The 21,253-nt window shown below is 30.8% G+C and carries 21 protein-coding genes; 2 read left to right on the top strand and 19 right to left on the bottom strand.

What is annotated here, in order from left to right:
* Positions 1–2 precede the first annotated feature (2 nt).
* The 15 genes from JMO20_RS04530 to queG form a co-directional block, all read right to left on the bottom strand.
* Complete coding sequence (locus JMO20_RS04530) at positions 3–1,187, bottom strand: DUF58 domain-containing protein (RefSeq protein ID WP_202708351.1); 1,185 nt, start codon at positions 1,185–1,187, stop codon at positions 3–5.
* Positions 1,180–2,121 (bottom strand): AAA family ATPase, encoded by a 942-nt coding sequence (locus JMO20_RS04525; protein WP_202708350.1) that lies wholly within the window; start codon positions 2,119–2,121, stop codon positions 1,180–1,182. Before JMO20_RS04525 ends, JMO20_RS04530 begins: the two co-directional genes overlap by 8 nt.
* A 236-nt stretch (positions 2,122–2,357) precedes the next feature.
* The gene (locus tag JMO20_RS04520; RefSeq protein ID WP_202708349.1) at positions 2,358–3,410 is read right to left on the bottom strand and encodes a FecCD family ABC transporter permease; all 1,053 of its coding nucleotides are present in this window, start codon (positions 3,408–3,410) and stop codon (positions 2,358–2,360) included.
* 14 nt (positions 3,411–3,424) lie between these two features.
* Complete coding sequence (locus JMO20_RS04515; protein ID WP_202708348.1) at positions 3,425–4,387, bottom strand: helical backbone metal receptor; 963 nt, start codon at positions 4,385–4,387, stop codon at positions 3,425–3,427.
* Between the two features lie 110 nt (positions 4,388–4,497).
* On the bottom strand, positions 4,498–5,784 hold the full coding sequence (locus JMO20_RS04510) for a lipase family alpha/beta hydrolase (RefSeq protein WP_202708347.1): 1,287 nt from the start codon (positions 5,782–5,784) through the stop codon (positions 4,498–4,500).
* Between the two features lie 108 nt (positions 5,785–5,892).
* Positions 5,893–7,227, bottom strand: coding sequence for a nucleobase:cation symporter-2 family protein (locus JMO20_RS04505; protein ID WP_202708346.1), 1,335 nt, complete (start codon positions 7,225–7,227; stop codon positions 5,893–5,895).
* A gap of 433 nt (positions 7,228–7,660) precedes the next feature.
* A complete protein-coding gene (locus JMO20_RS20275; protein ID WP_202708345.1) occupies positions 7,661–8,209 on the bottom strand; it encodes a methylated-DNA--[protein]-cysteine S-methyltransferase in 549 nt (182 codons plus the stop codon).
* Positions 8,210–8,214: 5 nt separating this feature from the next.
* Positions 8,215–8,892, bottom strand: coding sequence for a DUF2225 domain-containing protein (locus JMO20_RS04495; protein ID WP_202708344.1), 678 nt, complete (start codon positions 8,890–8,892; stop codon positions 8,215–8,217).
* Positions 8,893–8,910: 18 nt separating this feature from the next.
* The gene (locus tag JMO20_RS04490; RefSeq protein WP_202708343.1) at positions 8,911–10,302 is read right to left on the bottom strand and encodes a VanW family protein; all 1,392 of its coding nucleotides are present in this window, start codon (positions 10,300–10,302) and stop codon (positions 8,911–8,913) included.
* 121 nt (positions 10,303–10,423) lie between these two features.
* On the bottom strand, positions 10,424–12,511 hold the full coding sequence (locus JMO20_RS04485) for a cell division protein FtsA (RefSeq protein ID WP_202708342.1): 2,088 nt from the start codon (positions 12,509–12,511) through the stop codon (positions 10,424–10,426).
* 125 nt (positions 12,512–12,636) lie between these two features.
* Complete coding sequence (gene nth, locus JMO20_RS04480; protein WP_202708341.1) at positions 12,637–13,287, bottom strand: endonuclease III; 651 nt, start codon at positions 13,285–13,287, stop codon at positions 12,637–12,639.
* Positions 13,288–13,302: 15 nt separating this feature from the next.
* Entirely contained in the window at positions 13,303–13,584 is a 282-nt protein-coding gene (locus JMO20_RS04475; protein ID WP_202708340.1) for a DUF503 domain-containing protein, read from the bottom strand.
* Between the two features lie 139 nt (positions 13,585–13,723).
* Positions 13,724–14,905, bottom strand: a complete 1,182-nt coding sequence (locus JMO20_RS04470) for a glycine C-acetyltransferase (RefSeq protein ID WP_202708339.1) — start codon at positions 14,903–14,905, stop codon at positions 13,724–13,726.
* Positions 14,906–15,054: 149 nt separating this feature from the next.
* Positions 15,055–15,546, bottom strand: a complete 492-nt coding sequence (locus tag JMO20_RS04465; RefSeq protein ID WP_202708338.1) for a metallophosphoesterase family protein — start codon at positions 15,544–15,546, stop codon at positions 15,055–15,057.
* Positions 15,543–16,676, bottom strand: coding sequence for a tRNA epoxyqueuosine(34) reductase QueG (gene queG, locus JMO20_RS04460; RefSeq protein ID WP_202708337.1), 1,134 nt, complete (start codon positions 16,674–16,676; stop codon positions 15,543–15,545). Before queG ends, JMO20_RS04465 begins: the two co-directional genes overlap by 4 nt.
* Positions 16,677–16,858: 182 nt before the next feature.
* On the opposite strand from queG, the gene JMO20_RS04455 reads away from it, so the two are divergent.
* Complete coding sequence (locus tag JMO20_RS04455; RefSeq protein ID WP_202708336.1) at positions 16,859–17,185, top strand: hypothetical protein; 327 nt, start codon at positions 16,859–16,861, stop codon at positions 17,183–17,185.
* 4 nt (positions 17,186–17,189) lie between these two features.
* On the opposite strand, the gene JMO20_RS04450 is transcribed toward JMO20_RS04455, so the two are convergent.
* The 4 genes from JMO20_RS04450 to JMO20_RS04435 all read right to left on the bottom strand — a co-directional run bounded on the left by JMO20_RS04450 (position 17,190) and on the right by JMO20_RS04435 (position 20,683).
* Positions 17,190–17,837 (bottom strand): hypothetical protein, encoded by a 648-nt coding sequence (locus tag JMO20_RS04450; RefSeq protein ID WP_202708335.1) that lies wholly within the window; start codon positions 17,835–17,837, stop codon positions 17,190–17,192.
* A gap of 469 nt (positions 17,838–18,306) precedes the next feature.
* Positions 18,307–19,056 (bottom strand): ZIP family metal transporter, encoded by a 750-nt coding sequence (locus tag JMO20_RS04445; protein ID WP_202708334.1) that lies wholly within the window; start codon positions 19,054–19,056, stop codon positions 18,307–18,309.
* 301 nt (positions 19,057–19,357) lie between these two features.
* A complete protein-coding gene (locus tag JMO20_RS04440; RefSeq protein WP_202708333.1) occupies positions 19,358–20,188 on the bottom strand; it encodes a deoxyribonuclease IV in 831 nt (276 codons plus the stop codon).
* A gap of 12 nt (positions 20,189–20,200) precedes the next feature.
* Positions 20,201–20,683: a DUF456 domain-containing protein gene (locus JMO20_RS04435; protein ID WP_202708332.1), complete on the bottom strand. Its 483-nt coding sequence runs from the start codon at positions 20,681–20,683 to the stop codon at positions 20,201–20,203.
* Positions 20,684–20,919: 236 nt separating this feature from the next.
* Between JMO20_RS04435 and JMO20_RS04430 the strand changes: the two genes are divergently transcribed.
* Entirely contained in the window at positions 20,920–21,186 is a 267-nt protein-coding gene (locus JMO20_RS04430) for a DUF3243 family protein (protein WP_202708331.1), read from the top strand.
* The last annotated feature ends 67 nt before the right edge of the window (positions 21,187–21,253 follow it).

Raw genomic sequence — 21,253 nt, 5'->3', positions numbered from 1 at the left:
AATCACCCCAATGCATACCTAATATCATCTTCAAGATCTACTTTATAAATATCTACACCTGATTTCTCAAGTATATTTATATCTTTTTCTAAGCTTTTATTCTTTTGAAAATCATTTGCTAGAATGAGCATTATGTTATATCCCATTTTCTTAAGAATTAATATGGATGATATAAGCTTCTTTTCTACCTTCGGTGTGACAATAATTACAGTGGTGACAGGAGAAAATGTTCTCGACTCATTAACTATAATATCTCCTAGATTTATATTATTGGTAGGCCTAATTCTAGCACTTAGTTCCAAAAACTTTCTAAAGGATACGATATCTTTTCCTCTTAGTTCAATTTTCTTATGAGTATAGGTCACAAAGTTTGTGCTTACCTTTCTATAGAGAGCATATCGCACTATACTAATTGCACATTCCACTATTTTTTCTTCTATTAATCCATCAAAGTCTTTACTATACTTGTCAGATTGAAAATCCATAAATAATTGTAGCTCTACATTTGTAGATACATCATAATTTTTGACAAACAATTCTCCTTTTCTTGCAGTTACCTTCCAGTTAACTCTCTTAATACTATCACCCTGCTGATATTTTCTAATATTCTTTATACTTGAATAATCTTCATTAAATTTTTGAGTTGTAGTTACTGAACCAAAGGACTCACTGCCAGAAATATTAAATTGCTTCAAATTATATACCTTAGGATATACGGTTAAGTCTAGAGGGTCTTTAATTAGTAATTTAGTATCTTTCAATCCAAATATATCACCTGTTACAACTTCCAATTTACCTACATCATAAATCCCTCTATGTTGACATTTTATTTTTCTAATAATATTAATAGTATCAAATGGAGTCATAAAATAAACATTTGTTTTTCTCTCTTGATTATTAAGTCTTTCTGAAATGTTATCATTAACCTCTGCATAAACAAGTGGTAATAAGGAACTATTGTATAGTTTATAATTGATTTCAACTATATCTCCTTTTTCTACCAAGTCTTTATCTGACCAAAAAACTGCTATTAAATCTTTTTTTATTTTTCTATGGGATAAAATCGAATATCCATATATAAATACTACTAAAAAAAGTAAAAGGTATGGAAAACTGCCACCAACTAGTAAAGCAAATAAGATTAAAACGATTAAAAATATAATACTCAAAATTAACCTTTTATTCATTCCCTTTCACCACTGGAACTTTAGTAGTTTCTAATATACTATTTAGTGTATCTTTTTCGGTGGCTCCTTGAACCTTAGATTCTGGTCTTAAGATTATCCTATGGGATAATACCTCTTCTGCTAAATTTTTTATATCGTCGGGTAATACGTAACTTCTGTCACTTATATAAGCAAAAGCCTTAGCTGCTCTATATAAAGCTATACCACCTCTAGGACTTACCCCTAATCTTACATTTTTATCTTTTCTTGTTTTAGTAATTATATCAACAATATAGTCTTCAATAGAAGAATCAACATGGATTTTATCTACTTCTTTTTGCATATTTATAATGTCTTCAGATTTCAAAACCGATTCAATTGTTTCTAAAGGATTGTTACTGCTAAAACGCCTTATTATTTCCTTCTCACTAAGTCTATCTGGATATCCTATGGATATTTTCATCATAAATCTATCTAGCTGTGCTTCAGGTAGTGGAAATGTACCTTCATATTCGATTGGATTTTGAGTTGCCAATACTATAAAAGGTTTGGGTAGAATATAAGTTACTCCATCCACAGTTAATTGCCCTTCTTGCATTACTTCTAATAAACTTGACTGGGTTTTAGGTGAGGTTCTATTTATTTCATCAGCTAAAACAACGTTATTGTAGATAGGACCTTTTTTAAATTCGAATACATTTGATTGCTGATTAAATATTGATATTCCTGTAACGTCTGATGGCAGTAAGTCTGGAGTGAATTGTATCCTATTAAAAGACATATTAAGGGATTTTGCTAGAGTATTAACAATTGTAGTCTTTCCTACTCCAGGGACATCTTCTAACAGTATATGTCCCCTACTTAATAGACAAACAAGTATTTTTTTTATAGTTTCTTCCTTTCCTACTATGACCTTATTAATACTATCTAATAACACCCTCACATTTTCTTTCATAAATATTCCTCCCCAATATACTTTTTGTTTGGTTAATTTTTTAAATTTTCAAAATATTCTTTATTATCCATTTCTATATATTTATTAGATTTACCTTCCGAATTTTATTAACTTTACGTAACATTGAACGTTTTAAATAATAACTTTTTTTAACATTCTCCAAGAATCTGTGAATTACAACAATCAATGGTGTTTTTTATAAAAAAAAAGTAATGAAATAAAATATCCATCACTTTTTAAATACTTTTTCTCTTTTTTCTTAATAAATAGATAAAGAAAGGACCTCCAAACATTGCTGTTATAATACCAACGGGTATTTCAGTGGGAGAAATCATAGTTCTTGCTAAAGTATCTGCAAATATCATAAAGATTCCACCAACCATTGCTGACGCTGGCATTAAAATTCTATGGTCAGATCCTACAATTAATCTAACAATATGGGGAATAATTAGTCCAACAAATCCGATTATCCCACTTACAGAAACAGCCATTGCCGTAAGAAATGCTCCTATAATTAATATTATTAGTTTTACCTTTTCTACTTCAATGCCTAAATTCTGAGCAGTTTCTTCTCCTGTTAACATAGCATTCAAATCTCTAGCAAAAAAATTGAGTACAACTATTGATATAATAATTGGAACAGCTACAGAAATAAGCTGGTCCCATCCTTTCCCTGAAAAACTTCCCAAGGTCCAGTATATTATTTTATCTAAATCATTACTATGAATAACCATAATAAAGGACATTATGGCTGTGAAGAACTGTCCTATTGCAATTCCTGAGAGTAATAATACAGTAACAGGAATTTTGTTTTTTACTCTAGAAATCATATATACAACAAAAGTCGAAGTTATAGCTCCAATAAATGCTCCAAGAGAAGTCTCTGATATACCTAAAATTAAAAAGCTCACGTTTCCAATTATAGCTAATGTAGCTCCTAATGCAGCCCCTGACGAAATCCCAATAACATAGGGATCTGCCATAGGGTTCTTAAACATACCTTGAAAAGCAGCCCCTACAGTAGATAGAGCTGCTCCAACTAACACTCCAAGTAAAACCCTAGGTATCCTTATATTCAATACTATTACTGCTGAAGATCTAGGTAAATCATTTATGTCTACTAGATTCTTCAAAACTGGAATCTTTGATATTATAATTTTAACTGTATCGAGTACTGTAATACTTGCTGAACCAATAGTCACAAATACTGCTATACTCACAACTAAAAAAATTATAAGAAATGATATGGATACTATCCATTTATTTTTTTTCTTTAAGTAACTCACCATATCTCAGCTCTTTATTACTCAAATAGCTCTGGGTGTAATGTCTTAGCCATAAGTTCTAAACCATCTACAATTCTAGGTCCCGGTCTTGAGATAATATTTGGTTCAAGTAAATAAATACGGTCATTATTAATGGCATTAATTTCATCATAACCAGGTCTATTGATTATTTCTTCCTTATCGCTGTCTTTTGTAGCTATATATACATCTGGATTCTTTTCAATTAATTGTTCCGTATCAAAAAGTGGATATCCTTCTTCAGCATCTGCAGCAATATTTTCTCCACCAGCCAAAGTAATAAGTTCATTTAAAAATGTTCCTGGTCCAGCTGTCATTAAAGGATCGTTCCATACTTCATAAAATACTTTTGTTTTCTCTGCATCTTCTACTACCTGAGTAATATATTCAAGCTTACTTTGCATAACAACTGTTTCCATCTTAGCAGTTCTCATAGTATCAGTAATTTTCCCTAACTCTGTTATGAGATTAATAACATCATCAATTGATTCTGGCTCATAGCTTAATAGTGTTATTCCTGCATCTCTAAGACTTTTGTTTACATCCTCAGCACCAGGTCCATACTGTATTACTAAATCTGGATCAAGCTCAATTATTTTTTCAATATTAATTGTTTCAGAGTCTCCTACTTTTTCAATTTCTTTAGCTTCAGCAGGATAATCAGAGTAGCTGTCAACACCAACAATCCTATTTCCAAGTCCTAGTTTAAAGAGAATCTCTGTATGATTTGGAGCTAATGAAATTATTCTCCAAGGCTTACCATCTAAAGTAACCTTATTACCAAAGCCGTCTTCTATCTCCATTGGATATACAGAATCTGGCAACTCAATCTTTGATAAATCATCATTATCTTGATCTTTTTCTCTATACTCTTCTTTAACCCTAACGCACCCTGAAATTAAGGATGTAATTAATAGTAAAGATAATAATAGTAGTAATACTTTGTTTCTTCTTATGTTCACTTTATCATTCCTCCATTATCCTTTATTGTTATGGTACATCAATATTATAACATACTGTATCTATAAAAATAATAACAGATAAATTTCTAACCTTCAATACTCTTTATATTCTATCTTATGCTCAAAATATAGGTTTCTTCTATCTCTATTTCTGTCTTTTCTTCATGATTACTATCTTCATTTCCCCTTAAAATTATTAGTTTCCCCTTGGTTTCACTTAATGGTATTATTCTAATTATTGTTCTAGCAAGATATTCAGGATCATATACCATCCAGTAGCTATTCTCATCTATTTTCTTAATAATTAGTCTATCATCATATGTTCTAATATCGCCATTTACTTTTAACCTCTTTCTTCCTTTATGGATATATAATTCTGCTATTCCTTTCACAAGTATCATATTTAGATTTTTGTTTTCTTCCATGTATCTTATATCTCTATACTGAACAACTTCTCTATTTAGAATTTTGCCAAGAACTTCTTTACTATTCTCTAATATTCCTGTGTGACTTTCATTAATATAATAATTTCTTTCAAACACACCAGCACAACTCTTGGTAGTTACAGTGCCATCACCTTTATAAGTATTTGAAACATATTTAGGTATACCATCCTCCCATAGCATACTATCTGTTTTTTTTCTATCAACTCCAATATACATTTCTGTCTTATTTCCTTCTCCAATGATGGAATACGCATTTACTCCTCTCATATGAATAAGTGATGAACTCTTATTTAGATTATTTAGGAAGTCATTTTGAACCTTCATTCTATTGATAGGTATAAACCTATTGACTCCATCTTCATCCTTACTATATAGATAGTTGCCATATTCATAGCTTGGCATTAGTTGCTTTATAGAAGGAAACATTTCTCTAAGAGTAATAAGATCACTTTTCATTCCCTTGATATTTTTTAATATCCAGACAAAGCCCTCCCATAATAATCTAAAAAATATATTTTTGTTTACTCTTTCATAGGGTAGCTGTCCTCCCTCCCAAAAGAAGTAAGAGCTTACTGAACCATGATTAGGCGTTCCCAGCATTATTAGCTTATCAACATCATATTTATACGAATTTCCCTGGATATATGCCCTTGCCATTAATCCTCCCATACTATGGCAAAGCAAATTCACCTTTTTCTTTTTAGTCTGTTTCTTCACTTTTTCAATCATTGGAATCAGATATTGCTGGACACTATATTGATTTTCTTTTTTCCAATCATAGAAACATACATACAAGTCTTCATCAAGCTTATATCCCAATGATTTTAAATTATCTAGCATAGGTCTATATACTGGTTCAGCCAAACCGAAACCCAAGTTCCCTGTACCTGGGATTATTTCATTTCCCATTGAAGATAAAATCCCTGGTATAAATACAATTGGATAATCCATAATTACCACACCCCTTAAAAGCTACAAAATTATTTATTATATAATATGCTTATGTAGCCTTTTCGGGAGATAAAAAAAAGACCCTTAAAAGGGTCTTTAGTGATGAACTTATTCTGCTACCTTTGTATTAGGTAATATTAAGTTTAAAAGTAACGCAGTTATTGTTCCTGTCGCTATACCAGAGCTAAGAACTACTTGTAATCCATTTGGTAAATGACTTAATACATCGGGTCTAACAACCACTGCCATACCTAATCCTATAGATATTGCTACAACAAGACTATTTCTTCTTGTAAAATTAACTTTTTGAAGAATCTTGAATCCTCCTACTGCTATCATACCAAACATAATAATTCCTGCTCCCCCAAGCACTGCATTTGGCATTATCGCAATTAGAGCTCCTAATTTAGGTAATAGCCCAGAAATCATTAGAATTACTCCTGCAATTATAATTACAAATCTACTTGCAACTCCAGTAACAGGAATAATCCCAACATTTTGGCTAAAAGAAGTATTTGGTCCAGCATTAAATATACCTGCAAAGAAGCTACCTACACCATCTGCTAATAATCCTCCACCTAGCTCTTCACCAGAAACATCATGTTGACTGGCTTCTCCTACTGCTAAAAGGTCACCTATACTTTCAACTGTAGTAACTAAATAAGCTGGTATAAAAGCTAATAGTGCTGGAAGACTAAATTTAACACCATATTTAAATGGAGTCGGGAATGACACCCAACTAGCATTTGTAACTTGACTAAAGTCTAATTTTCCCATGAAATACGAAACAAAATAGCCAACAATTATACCTATTAATATTGCCCCTGCACGAGTGAATCCTTTCCCCCATTGATTTAATACAACTATTATTGCCATAACCACTAATGCAAGGAAAATGTTTTCCAAGCTACCATAATCAGACGCTCCAGTTCCACCTGCAGCCCAATCAACTGCAACTGGCATAATTGTTAGCCCTATTAGAGAAACAACTGTCCCAGTAACAACCGGTGGGAAGAACCTCATTAATGGCTTAATAAATCTACTTAAGATGATTTCTACAAAAGAACCTAGTATTGTTGCTCCAAAAATCCCCGGTAATCCCATAGTACTACCAACAGCGATTGATGGTCCAACAAAAGTAAAGTCAGTACCCATAATACATGGTAATTTCGAACCAATAGGTCCTATTCCATATGCTTGAATAAAAGTTGCTACTCCTGCCATAAATAAGGTTGCATTAACGATAAACGTCATTTGTTCTGGTGTTAGTCCGATTGCTGAACCTACTACCAGTGGAACTGCAATAATGCCACTAAAAGCTGCAACAATATTTTGGATTGCCAACGGTATAGCAACTGCTAATGAAGGCTTATCATTAATATGATATAATAGCTCATCCTTTTGCTCTACCTCTGTGTTCACGATCTTTCCTCCACTATCCATCTTACCCCTCCATTTTATATTTAATGATGAAACTAAATTGCATTACACTAATTAATTCCATCAAACTTTTAAAATCCCTTTGTATGTTTTGACTAAACAATTCAAGTTTTACATAATCTATATCTATTAAATTAGAAACTATAATTTACTATAAGACTAGATTTTATTTGTGTTTTTGGTAAATCATACAAAATTCTACCTTTTTTCTTCTAATATACGGATAGTTTTTTGTAGTATTTAACCAATTGTAAAACAGTTACAATTTTATGAATTGTCAGAATATTTATCTTTTAGTAAGACTGCCACTTATAGAAGTGGGAGATAAGACTTCCTTCAGGTGAAGTAGAGTCTCCATCTGAAACCTGATGTTCTCTGCTTTAGCAGAACAAATTCACTCGAAAGATAAATAGATATATGCTTAGCATATATCTATTTATCTTAAAAAATATTCAGTTTTATCTCCCTTTTCTACTATAGTGATTTTATTACCCTCTAATTCTAAAAGTTTAATCTTAGTATGTAATCCGCCACCATAACCTACTAAGTTTCCATTACTGCCGATAACCCTGTGACAAGGTATTACTATAGGTAAATGATTTCTATTATTGGCCATACCAACGGCACGGGATGCTTTTTCATTACCAATTGCAGATGCAATTTCTTTATATGTTCTAACTTCGCCAAATGGAATTGCTGTAAGTGCTTTCCATACTCTCTTTTGAAAGTCTGTTCCGACTAACTTGAAAGGTATATCTATCTCTTTTCTTACTCCATTAAGATATGACATTATCTTTTCTTTATAGAATTTATCTTCATTATAATTACCAGTTTTGTCAAAATTCTTTTTAATCCATTCCATAAGTTCTTTTTTATCCTTCTGTTTGTCTCCAGATGGCAAACTTAATTTCAATATTCCCTCATGACTATATGCAATCCATATTTCACCTATATCTGTGGGAAAATTATCATAATATATGTTCATTTTATTCACCCTTTTTGATTTTCTCTAACTAAGTTCCATTGTTCTCTAGCTAATTTCTTAATTTTAGGTTTTGTGCTTATCAGCGAATGAGAAACTACATTACTAAACCATTTAATTGCTTCATCAGTATTCCCTAATCTTCTTTGTATTTCACCAATTAAATAAGCTAGAGTAATTTCATCAATCGAAGAGTTAATCAGTGATTCAGTTGAATAAGCTTCAACAAATAGGTTAAGAGCGAATCCAAGAAATTTCCCTTCATTTTTCTTATCATTTTTCATCCTATATAACCAAGCTATACTTAGGCATAATCCCCCGTTATATGCTTTCTTAAAAGCTAAAACATCTCCACAATTTAGAGCCAGCTTATAGCACATAATTGCTTCATCAATGACTCTAGGAGTAGAAAATTCTCTTTCTTTCCATCTTGAAGTTATTTTATCCCTAACTATAGCTTTTTTATCATTACTAATATCATTATATTTTTCTTCCGTTGCAGCATATCCACACATCGGACATATAAAAACATTATATTTTAAAGGATTCTCTCCTTTATAATAGGTTAATAGGTCGCTATCCTTACTTTTAACTCTTAATTTTGAATATTTAACTTTTTTGGATGTGAACTGGGTTTCACATACTGGGCACTTTACCTTTTTGTCATATAGTTCTTCTACAGCCATAGGCTACCCCCTTGTTATCTATTGAACTAATCTTCCTTTGTAATTGTTATCTTGAATGCTACTTGTTTTAGAGTTACCTGGACCAACTCTTATTATATATTTTTTAGGTTTATAAAAATCATCTGAAATTAATTCCCTTTTTACAACCTCACCATCTTCATAAAAAACTCTATATGTTTTAACTTTATAGCCATATCTCCCTTGCTGAAGTATCTCTGTTGACCAAGGAGCTAAATTATTATCTATTCTCTTTTCAACATCTGGTTCAACTCTTTCTTCTATTTCAGAAACTATATCAATAGACCTACTACCACTAATTTGCCCACCATATATCTGAAAAGTAACCGCATATGAATTAGCTAAACCCCTAATATAGATAGGAAAATCATAATTGTTTTTAAACTTTAAGTCAAGATATCCATATGATACTGTTGCATCTGCACCCTTAGGTACATATCCAACAGGTAACGAATGGTGAGTTCTTTCAACAATTTCTAGTCCAGCTCTTAAAACTGCATTATATAAGGTGGTAGACACTTGACAAACTCCTCCACCTATGTCATCAACAAACTTACCATCAACAATGACTTTAGATATCATATATCCAGTTTCTCTATTCCTAAAACCTGTAGCTTTGTTAAATGAAAAAACTTCTCCAGGTAAAATCAATTGACCATTAATCTTCATTGTTGCCACCTGTATGTTATTTTTTCTGGCTTCACTACTTCCTCCAAAGGACGTACTGAACCCTCCTACATTTGCTTTTATTTTATCTAGCATTTTCTTCGTAATCTTTGGTAAGTCTTTTTCTACTGGAACCTTTACCTCTTTACTGGATTTAAGTGCAGCAATTATTCTCATTCTAAAAACGTCAATGTTTATTTTCTGTCCAATTACTTCTGGAGTAATATTAAAACTGCCATTAATATATTCAATTTTAGCATCTTCACTATTTATACATATATCTTTTCTGACATCCTCTATAATTCTATCTATTTTCTTATCATCATATAATAATCCTAACCCAATATTCCCACCATTTATTCTAACATGGAGAATATCTTTTAATTTTTCAATTATACTTTTTTGTCTTCCAATTGCCAAGCTATCTTCTACAGCTTTATAGTAATCATATCCTACTCCAAGGTCACTGTATTTTGCTTTATAAATATAGTCTTCATACCTCAATATCAATACTGATTTATTAATCTCATCTTCAAATTCATTCTGTAGCTTTTCAATGGCTTCCATTCTATTAAGTTTACTAACATCTACACCACTGATATTTATTCCTTCGTATATAGTTGTTCTATTGAGTAAAATATATGAAAAAATCATAAGGGCAACTACAATAGTTAGAATTATTCCTATACTTATCTGAAAAAATTTCTTGGCATTTATATCAAACATTTATTAACCTCCTTATTATAAAGACAAGTACATATTGCATAAATACAAAATTAGCTTACTAAATTGTATTATTATAATTTTGTCTTTATGAATAAGAGGCCGATTAATGCCATTAGAAAATCTAAATTTCTGGCTTTTCCCAGTAAATTTCTATATTATCACCATCTTTTAGTTTTTGAGCAAACTCAGCTTTTTTTCCATTCACCTTAAGGATAATAATCCCCTTTGGTTTTGATAAATCAAAATCAATATAATTAAATAAGTCAACAAATATTAGATCTTTCTTTACGTATTCTATCATCTTTGCACTACCATTTATTATCAATTCAATTGTTTTCTTAACTGGAATATCCTTATTGTTTTTTATATCCATATTTTCCTTGTTATAAGAATTGCTGTTTTTATCTGCTATTTCTTCTTTATTCTCATTTGATGCATTATTTTCCATTTTGATTTTCTTAGTAACAATTTTATCTCCATGATGCAATAAATAGTTTTCCTCTACTTCATTCCCATTTACCCTCACATTATATTCAGTAATACTTAAATCTTGAGCTTTAAATAGCTCTCCAAGTATATCGATTTCTTTAACCTCTATTTTATCATGTTCATTTATAGTTCTATCTTCTGTTATTAACTCATTATTAACCTTTATTGATTCAATAAGTTTTACTTCATGATCATTAAATAAAACTCTTTTCACCATTTTTACACAATCATAAATCCTAGGAGCTTGTGGCTTTTCTCCTGAAGTAGATTTAATGACCTTTATGTTATCTCCGTTTAATAGTCTATATTCTAAGTTAGCTTCACTTCCATTAACATATATTTTAGCTGGTTCACCTACATCGCCTTTAATAACTTTTTTTTCACTATTGACATAGTAAGTAAAGTCTTCTCCGCGCTTAGGAATTAAATCTCTTGGGTTATACCCAATTAAAATAAGAGCATTAGATACTTTTATTTGTTTTGAATTAAATAGCTTAACCTTTTGTCCATTGATAACTACTTCTAAAAAATCCTTATATTTACTGTCTATTGCCGTTTTAGCAATACCTATAGGTGTTATTGCATTAGGTCCATTTAGAGCTTCAGGTATACCCTTGACGTTTTCAATAATTGATGTATCTCTAACAACCACTCTTGGCTCAGGCATTTTTAAATAATTAGCGATATAGTTTGTTAATCTTGGTATCTGACTACCACCACCAATAAGGAAAATAACACTGGGAGCCTTCTCATTATATTTCAATATCTTATCTCCTATTTCTCTAGCTAAATCTTCAATTGCGTCATTTATCCTATCTAATACTTCTTCTGTGGTTAAATTATGTTCTATACCTACAACATCATAAAATTTATGCTCATCTTTGGAGTTTAAACTAATCTTTAATTTTTCTGCTATGTCATAATCTAACAAAAACGTCTTTGCTATTTTCTCTGTAATCTCATCTCCAGCCACTGAAGCCATAGCATAAGCAATAATTGTTCCATCCTTTGTTATTGCGATATCTGAAGTTCCAGCTCCTATATCAACTAAAGCTAAATTCAACAGTCTAAGACTTTTTTTAATGGCCACATTTATAGCAGCTATAGGCTCTAAAGTCAGATTTACTACTTCCAAACCTACCCTACTCATAACTGTATAGAGACTATCTACAACTGTATGAGGAAGAAAAGTAGCCAAAACATCGGCTGAAACCTTACGTCCTCTATGACCTTCTAAATTCTCAATGATATTTCCATCTAATAGATAGTTTACAACTGAGTATCCAACGCAATAATATTGTGATCCTCCATCAGATGACTGATTTTCTACAGCTCCTTGAGCTTTTTGTATTGCTTCCATTTCTAGACCTTCAATAATTCTTTTATTGACTTCTTGCATATTTTCAATGTTTTTTTCTACTATTACTCTATATGTCTCAAGAGCCCTACCAGCTGCAGCTATTGAAACCTTGTCCAGTTTTTGCCCAAGCTTATTTTCTAATCTGTCTTTTATTTTCCTAACGATTTCTGTAACTCCTCCGATATCATGAATCTGTCCATCATACATATTTCTCTCATCATGTTCAATTATATCTGACTCTACTATCTCTAGGTTATTATCTTTATATTTACCTACTAATCCAATTACCGTTCTAGTTCCTATATCTAGAGAAAATACTAGCTCGTCAGTATTCATTTTAGTTACTTTGTTAGTTTCCATCCTAACACCTCTTTATAATAATTTCATATTAATTTATTTCTCTATTATACGCAGTTTTTCCTCTATATTTGACATTTTTTTTAATAAGTTTAATAAGTAAAATAAGTGATTACTTTTTTAACAAATTACTTTTTCACATTTTGATTGAAATATAGACAATAATCAGTTAAAGAACACTCTTCACATTTTGGTTTTCTAGCTTTACAAACTCTTCTCCCATGGAAAATCAACCAATGATGAGCATCTGACCAGTCTTCCTTCTTAATATTTCTCATTAAATCCTTTTCAGTATTCATAACATTATCACTTGAGGCAAGACCAATTCTATTTGATACCCTAAAAACATGGGTATCAACGGCGATAGCTGGCTTATCAAATACATTACTAATTACCACATTAGCCGTTTTTCTCCCTACTCCTGGAAGTTCTTCAAGCTCTTCTCTAGTTTGAGGTACTTTTCCACCATATTTATTAACAAGTATTTCACAAGTCATTAATATATTTTTACTCTTATTTCTATAGAAACCACAGCTTCTAATTAATTCTCCTAATTCATCTTGAGTAAGAGTGAGAAAATCTTCTGGTTTTTTATATTTTTTATATAATTCCTTAGTTATCTTATTAACTCTCACATCTGTACACTGGGCAGCTAATATCGTTGCAATTAATAGCTCAAAAGGGCTTGTAAAATTCAATTCTGATTCAGCATTGGGATAAAGCTCCCTTAATATATCAAGTACTTCTTTCATTTCCTTTTTAGTAAGTTTCTTTTTCATAATATCATCCTTTCTCTACAGTATTTCTATTTCATGACGAATTATTTCTACCCTTCCATCTCTATCTATAAACTTTATGACGCTAGATATCATTTTCTTTGCATGAATTGTATCATTTGAAACACATGCTATACCTAAAACTGCACTCCTCCAAATATCATTTAATCCAACTTCAGCAATGGATACATTATATCTTGATTTGATCCTTTCAACTATACTCTTTATTACCTGCCTTTTTTCCTTTAAGGAATTTGCTTCATATATCATCAATTCTAATGTGCATGCACCTATTATCATTTTATCACTCCGTTCACATGTCTATACTAAACACATTATCATTATTTTACCATAAAAAGTAGACTTCCATATAATTCTTCTATGTTTTACTTATAAAAAAAAGACACCGGTAATCACCAGTGTCCCTTAGGAATCTATATTATATAATTCCCATTTCCTTTCCAACCTTTTCAAATGTAGCAACCGCTCTATCTAATTGTTCTTCTGTATGTCCTGCTGTTACCATACATCTAACTCTACCTGTTCCCTTTGGTACTGTTGGGAATACAATAGCAGAAACAAATACTCCATTTTCTTTAAGCTTTCTACTGAACTCCATAGACTTAGCTTCATCACCTATAATAACTGGCGTTATTGGAGTTTCGCTTTTTCCAGTATCAAATCCTAATTTACCTAGTTTTTCTTTAAAGTATTTTGCATTACTCCATAATTTATCGGTATACTCAGTAGTTTCCATAAGTATAGTAACAGCTTCTATTATTGCTCCCACTGCTGCTGGTGGTAACGAAGTACTAAACAAGATAGGTCTACCTCTGTGATTTAACCATTCTTGACCTGCTTTACTAGTAGCAACATATCCGCCAATAACTCCAATAGCTTTAGATAATGTTCCTATTGAAAAGTCAACCTTTCCATGTAAACCAAAATGATCGACAGTTCCTCTACCACTCTCACCTAATACGCCTGAACCATGGGCATCGTCTACATAAGTCATACACTTATATTTTTCTGCTAATTCAACCATTTCTGGAAGCTTAGCTATGTCTCCGTCCATACTGAAAACTCCATCAGTTATAATTAAGCAATTATTATATTGATCTCTTTTTTCCTTTAATACCCTTTCAAGGTCTTCCATATCAGAGTGTTTAAATATAGCCTTATCAGCTCTACTTAACCTAACTCCATCTATGATACTAGCATGATTTAACTCATCAGATATGATTAAATCTCCCTTTTCTGTTATAGCTTGAATAGTTCCAGCATTACAATTAAAACCTGATTGGAATACCATTACAGCTTCTTCTCTTTTAAACTTAGCAAGTATTTCTTCAAGTTCTTCGTGGATATCCATATTACCTACTATAGTTCTTACTGCACCAGACCCTACTCCATACTTTTCAACAGCTTCAATAGCTGCTTTCTTTAATCTTGGGTGATTAGCAAATCCTAAGTAGTTATTTGATGACATGTTTATTACTTTTTGTCCATCTAAAATTATTTCCGCTTCATTTGCGCCTTCTAGAACTGGTAGCTTTCTGTAAACTCCTTGGTCTTTTAAGTCTTGAATTTTTCCTTCTAAAAAACTATGGTTATTTCCCATTACATATACCTCCTTAATTTAAAATTATATTGAAAATATACTGCAATTAACTTGATATGTATTTCACAGTTATTAGTATAACATATTTGATTTGATTTTTCTTTTTTTATCCTACATATTAAAAATTTGTTAATATCCTTTATGATTCTTTATGAAAAAAATCTAAGCTGAGCATTTATTAGCTCCTCAGTGAGCTCTAATACTATATATGAGAACCATCTCTCTCTTCTTTTATCAGTTGGTGAGCCTGGATTCAGCATAAGTCTTTGATTTTTAGTTTTTATAATAGGTTGATGACTATGTCCAAAAACTAATATATCTACATCATCATTCTTAAATTCATCATATACCCTTTCAATGGTAGTCTTTCTATTACCATCACCATGAAATATTCCTATTTTATGTCCTAATATTTCAATAAATTCTTTTTGCTTTAACATATCTTTAATTTCAAGACCATCTACATTTCCATACACACCAACAAAGTCATTTGTTTTTTTAAGTTTATCAATCAAATCTATGGTAGTATAGTCTCCTACATGAATAATAGCATCTAAATCCTTTAAATATTTTTCTATAAAGCTATCTATTTTACTATAATCCTTTCTTATGTGAGTATCTGATATTATGCCTATTCTCATTTATTATCACCTTCGAAGTATTTAAGTAGCTTTATTAACTCATTCTTTACATCAACTTCTTTTTCTTTATCAATGTATTTTCTAATTAGCTTAATACCTAACCCTTTATCTATTTTAAGCAAAGCCCATGCAGAATATTCTCTTATAATAGAACTTTGGTCCTCTAGGCCTTTAATTATAAAGTCTAAATTCTCTTTGTCCTTAATATTACCCATAGCTATTATACAATTTCTCTTTAGAATATTTTTCCCTCTCCAACTCCCTGCCATATGACCATACTTCTTCTTAAATTCTCTATTGGACATGTTAAACAGCTCTCTTAGTTCTATTTTACCATTAGTTATTTTGGGATAAAAACTTTCATTTTCCCCTAAAACAGTCTTTTTATTTATAGGGCAAACTAATTGACAAGTATCACACCCGTATATTTTCGTTCCCATCTTTTCTCTTAACTCATATGGAATTTTTTCTTTAGTCTGTGTAAGATATGAAATACATCTTCTAGCATTAACTATATTATTTCCTTCTATTGCCCCTGTAGGACAAGCATCTATACAATTGGTACAGAATCCACATTTATTATCAATTGGTCTATCGGGCTCTAAATCTATATCTGTAAGCATATAACCAATAAAAATAAAAGATCCATATTTATCGTTTATAATGGAATTATTTTTTCCGTACCATCCAATGCCAGATCTTTTAGCAATCTCTCTATCAACTAAAGGTCCTGTATCAACAAATACCTTATAATTAAAATTTACTACTTTCTTTATTTCTTTAGCCAATTCTTCTAATTTATTCTTTAATATAATATGATAATCTATTCCCCAAGAGGACCTAGATAAATTTCCCTTATGAGATTTTAATAAAACGTCACTTGTTATATTGTCTTTTACATCCACATTATATGAAATTCCTATGGCTATTATTGACTTACATTTTGACATAAGTCTCTTTGGTTTTGTTCTTAATTCTATGTCATTCTCCTCAAACTCTGTATCTTTTTTATTTCTTCTTCTAAGGAGCAATTTATCTCTAAGTCCATCAAATGCCTCACAATTAGAGAATCCAATTATATCAATTCCAATTTTTTTTGCTCTATGTAATATATCTTCTTTTAAATCCATTACCATCAATCCTTTTATAAATAAAAAACTACATAATTATTATTTAAGGAAATTGCATATTAGGATTCATACAATTTCCTTATTTGAAAATTTCAACTGATATATATACGTTTTGTAATAAACAGTATCAAATCAGACCTCAAATGTATATCCTATATTAACAAAGTACTGGAGGTTTTAAAATGCTTAATCTTTTTTCAAGTGGTTTATTCAATAATTCTCGCAAAAGCCTATTTGGAAATTCATCCAAAGGTTTGTTTAATAGGTCTTCTAACTCAATACTTGGCGGCTTGTTTGGCGGTTTCTCAGGTGGCCTATTCAATAATTCCTGTGGTTTTGGAGATAGAGATTATCTTGAGCTTTTCTTATTAATTGGATTAGTATTATTTGTAGAATTTAATGGTGGCTTCTGTCAATTCGGTAATGGAAATAGTAATAACTTCACTTTACTAGTTTTCCTATTAGTATTTCTAGAAACCTTTGGCAGTGGATTAAGTGATATTTTCTAATTCTCTATAAGCTATTACAGAAATAGTATTCTTTAATCTTACCATCCATTGTAACAAAAAATAATTGTATCTCTATTGTATCCGTGGGTAATTCATACATATAATATTTTTCGTGGCCTTGTATATCCACTGGACTAACCTCACCATAACTTTCAAAAATCTTTTGTGTGTCATCCCCCACCTTAATACCTCTATGAGTGGAATAATTAGTACCAATCACTTTAATAACTTCAATATATTCTTGTATAAAAGTTATATCTATGCCATCATATTTATAAGTAACAATGCTTTCGGAATCCTCATAAGTTATTTTTTCCAAAGGTTCTCCAAGTATTTCAATTGCTTCTGACTTAGTCATATTATAGTTTATAGAACCTCCATTGACTTCGATAGGTAAATCTTCTTCACCTAAAAGTACCTCTTCACTGTCCTGGTTTGAGTTACTTAAATCCTCAGCTTCACTATAATCATCTTCTTTGTCAACGTCACTATTTTCTGATTGATCTTCTTGTGAATCTTTTATATCCTCTTGCTCTCCCTGATTATCTTCATAATCAGTTTTTTCGTCAACGTCTACTGAATCTCGATCTTTACACGCTGTTAAAGGTAATAATAGAGATAAAATAACCATAAAAGCTATAATTTTTTTCATAATTTTCTCCTTTCTAATATATCCATATTTTCCTAATTCTATGAACAGTAATAAAATCCTTCTAAAATTATAAATAATTTGTTTTGTTATATAAACTTTTCATTAATTTAAAGAAAACCTACAGTTAGATTTCAAAATATATTTAATCTAAATTTCAATATGTAATTTCCTAATTATATATATTAATGATAAAAAAACCTACTATGTATTGTACCATACATAGTAGGTTCTCACTCACTTTTTTTTTACATTTTTTCATTATATCATAAAAAAATAGCGCCCTATTTTTATTGTTAAGGATCTATAACTGTAATATCTAAATGTCAAAGTCACACCTCCTATTTTCCCTGTAAAGAAATTTATTTATAGTGTCATTCTATCAAATAATATTTTTCTCTTTTGTCGAAGTTTGTTGTTAATTAAGATTTATTGAATTTTTTTATCAAAATAGGTCTAAAGTCCTATTCTCTTATTTACCAATTAGCATATTAAAGACTATCATAAGTATAAGTCCTAAAATGAAACCATAAGTAGATAGCAGTTCATTCCCCTCACAATGGCTTTCTGGGATTAATTCATTAGAAACTACATAATACATTGCTCCAGCTGTCATTGATAATATAAAAGGCATAAAATTACTAATAGCACTTAATGTCAAAATTGCTATTGTTGCCGCTATCGGTTCTCCAATTCCAGTCAGAAAAGAAACTAATATAGCTTTTGTCTTTGAGCTACCTTCTTGTAACAAAGTTGCACCTACTATTAAACCCTCAGGTATATTCTGTACTCCTATTGCCAATGCCAGATTTAATCCAGAAGTTATACTACCAGAACCATAACCAACACCTATGGCCAGTCCTTCTGGGATATTGTGAATTGCCACTGCCAATACTAGAAGCAAGGTATTTTTAACCTCTTTTCTATTATCTTCACCTGCTGCATTTTTCTCTAGATCATTTCCATGGGCATGGGGGATTGTCTTCTCTATGGCGGTTAATAATAAAGTTCCAGTGATTATCCCACTAATTACACTAATTAGACTTCCTTCTCTCATTGCAGGTTGTATAAGACTAAAAGAACTTGCAAAAACCATTATTCCTCCAGCAAATCCTAATAATCCATTTTTTGTTGCCTTAGAAATTGACTTTACAAATATTAACGGTAAAGCTCCCAACCCAGTACAAGCTCCAACTAAAATACTTATAAGAATTCCATTCAATAATTCCACCTCTTTAAAATTTTCAGTTTAGAGAATACTATTTTCTCAAAAACTCAAAAATATATTGTCCTATATTAGTATCTTTTTATTAATTTAAACTTATTCATGCTCTAATTAACTAAACTAATCTATTGAGACGAAAAAATGCTATGGGAATGTAATTACATTCCCATAGCATTTTTTCATAAATATTCTTTCAAGTTCAAAATCTCTAGCTTCATAACAACTTTAGAGTGGATTTTTCTAAATAAAAAAATCTTATTCCACAATTCAGCCCATGCTCACACTCTTATAAAACTTTTTATTTATTATAGCTTGATCTAAGTGTCTCAATTTCCTTCTTATATCCTGCTAGTTCATTAGGTGTTTCTAATAAAATTGGAATGTTCGCTATCTGAGGATGATTGATAAAATTAACCAGTGCCTCTAATCCTAGTGTCCCTTCTCCTATCTTTTCATGTCTATCTTTATTACTAGCAAATTCCTTCATACTATCATTTAAATGTATTGCCTTTAATCTATCTATCCCAATAATATTATCGAACTTTTCTAATACATTATCTAAGTCATTTACAATATCATAGCCTGCAGAATAAATATGACATGTATCTAAGCAAATTCCCATCAATTCTGAATACTTTACCTTATCTATAATCATCTTAAGTTCTTCAAATGTCTTGCCAATCTCAGTTCCCTTACCTGACATAGTTTCTAATAATACCATGGTGCTTTCATTACCTGTTATAACTTCGTTTAGAATTCCTGATATTCTGTCTATTCCATATTCCACTCCTTTACCAGTATGATTACCTGGATGGAAATTATATAAGTCACATGGTATTTTCTCAAGTCTATTTAAATCATCCTTAAAAGCCATTTTGGCAAAATCATATACATGTTCTTTGTATGAAGCAAGATTAAGAGTATATGGAGCATGTGCTAACAGGGGACCAAAATTATTTTCCTTCATAATCTTCTTTAACTTCAAAATGTCTTCAGAATCAATATCTTTTGCCTTTCCACCTCTAGGATTTCTAGTGAAAAATTGAAATGTATTTGCTCCAATTTCCACTGCCTCTTCAGCTGCATTTGCAAATCCTTTTGAAATTGATAAATGACTTCCTATATACATATATTTCACTCCTTAAAAAATAATCTTTAGTATAAAAATAACTATCATTGATGCAGCTATAGTACTATTAGCTACAACACCTAGTATATATCCAACAAAAGTTGCCAATCCTATTTTTATTGATTTTTTAGTATCCGTCCTTTTAATTAGTTCACCTATAATCGCTCCTAAAAATTGTCCTATTAAAAATCCAACTAGACTAAAAATAATAAAGCCAGTTATTCCACCAATTAAAGCTCCTGCAAGTCCAAATCTAGAAGCCCCAGCTTTTTTAGTTGTTATCAAAGACGCTATGTAATCCAATACTAAGGACACTACGGTTAATATACCCAATATTACTATAATAGTAACTGTTATTTCTGAAAACTTTGTTATGATACCATATACCAACGCAGTAATAAAAATAAGCCCAGTCCCAGGAATTGCTGGCAAAAAAACCCCTATAAAACCGATTAACATTATTACTAGTGATACTATAATTAGAATTATTTCCATATCATCCACCTACTTTCTTAATTACTATAATCTTATTATACAATATTTCATTAATTAAAGATTAATTTCAATTAGAAAACCAAAGATCATAAATATTTTTTTAAATAAACCATGACAGAGATTGTATATTTGCAAATTAAATGTAATTTTGCAAAATTGTATAAAATTTAATATATACTTTTCTCAATGTATTATTTTCTCTAAATTACAAAAAATATTTCTATGGAGGTGATATGGTGGAAATACATAATTCAAATTTTACTGAATGGAATAAGTGGAAAGAAAGTGTAGGAAAAGCAGTTAAATTAGGAGAATCTATAGGACTATCCGAGGATACTATCGAAAATATTGGAGAAAAGGTTGGCACATTTTTATCTGCAACTACCGATCCTGAAAATCGAGAGCACAGATTGCTTCAAGAACTCTGGAAAGTAGGTGACGATACAGATAGGAAATCTTTATCTAAAATGATTGTAAAAATGGTTCAAACCGATGAAAAATAATCTTTAGTGAACTCGTTCTGCTCAAGCAGAACATCGGGGCTTCAGATGGAGACTCCACTCCACCTGA

The organism is Sporosalibacterium faouarense (assembly GCF_016765695.1).
Classification (GTDB): domain Bacteria; phylum Bacillota; class Clostridia; order Tissierellales; family VENL01; genus Sporosalibacterium; species Sporosalibacterium faouarense.
Note: the sequence above shows the minus strand (reverse complement) of the source record. Positions and strands in the feature narration are given on the sequence as shown.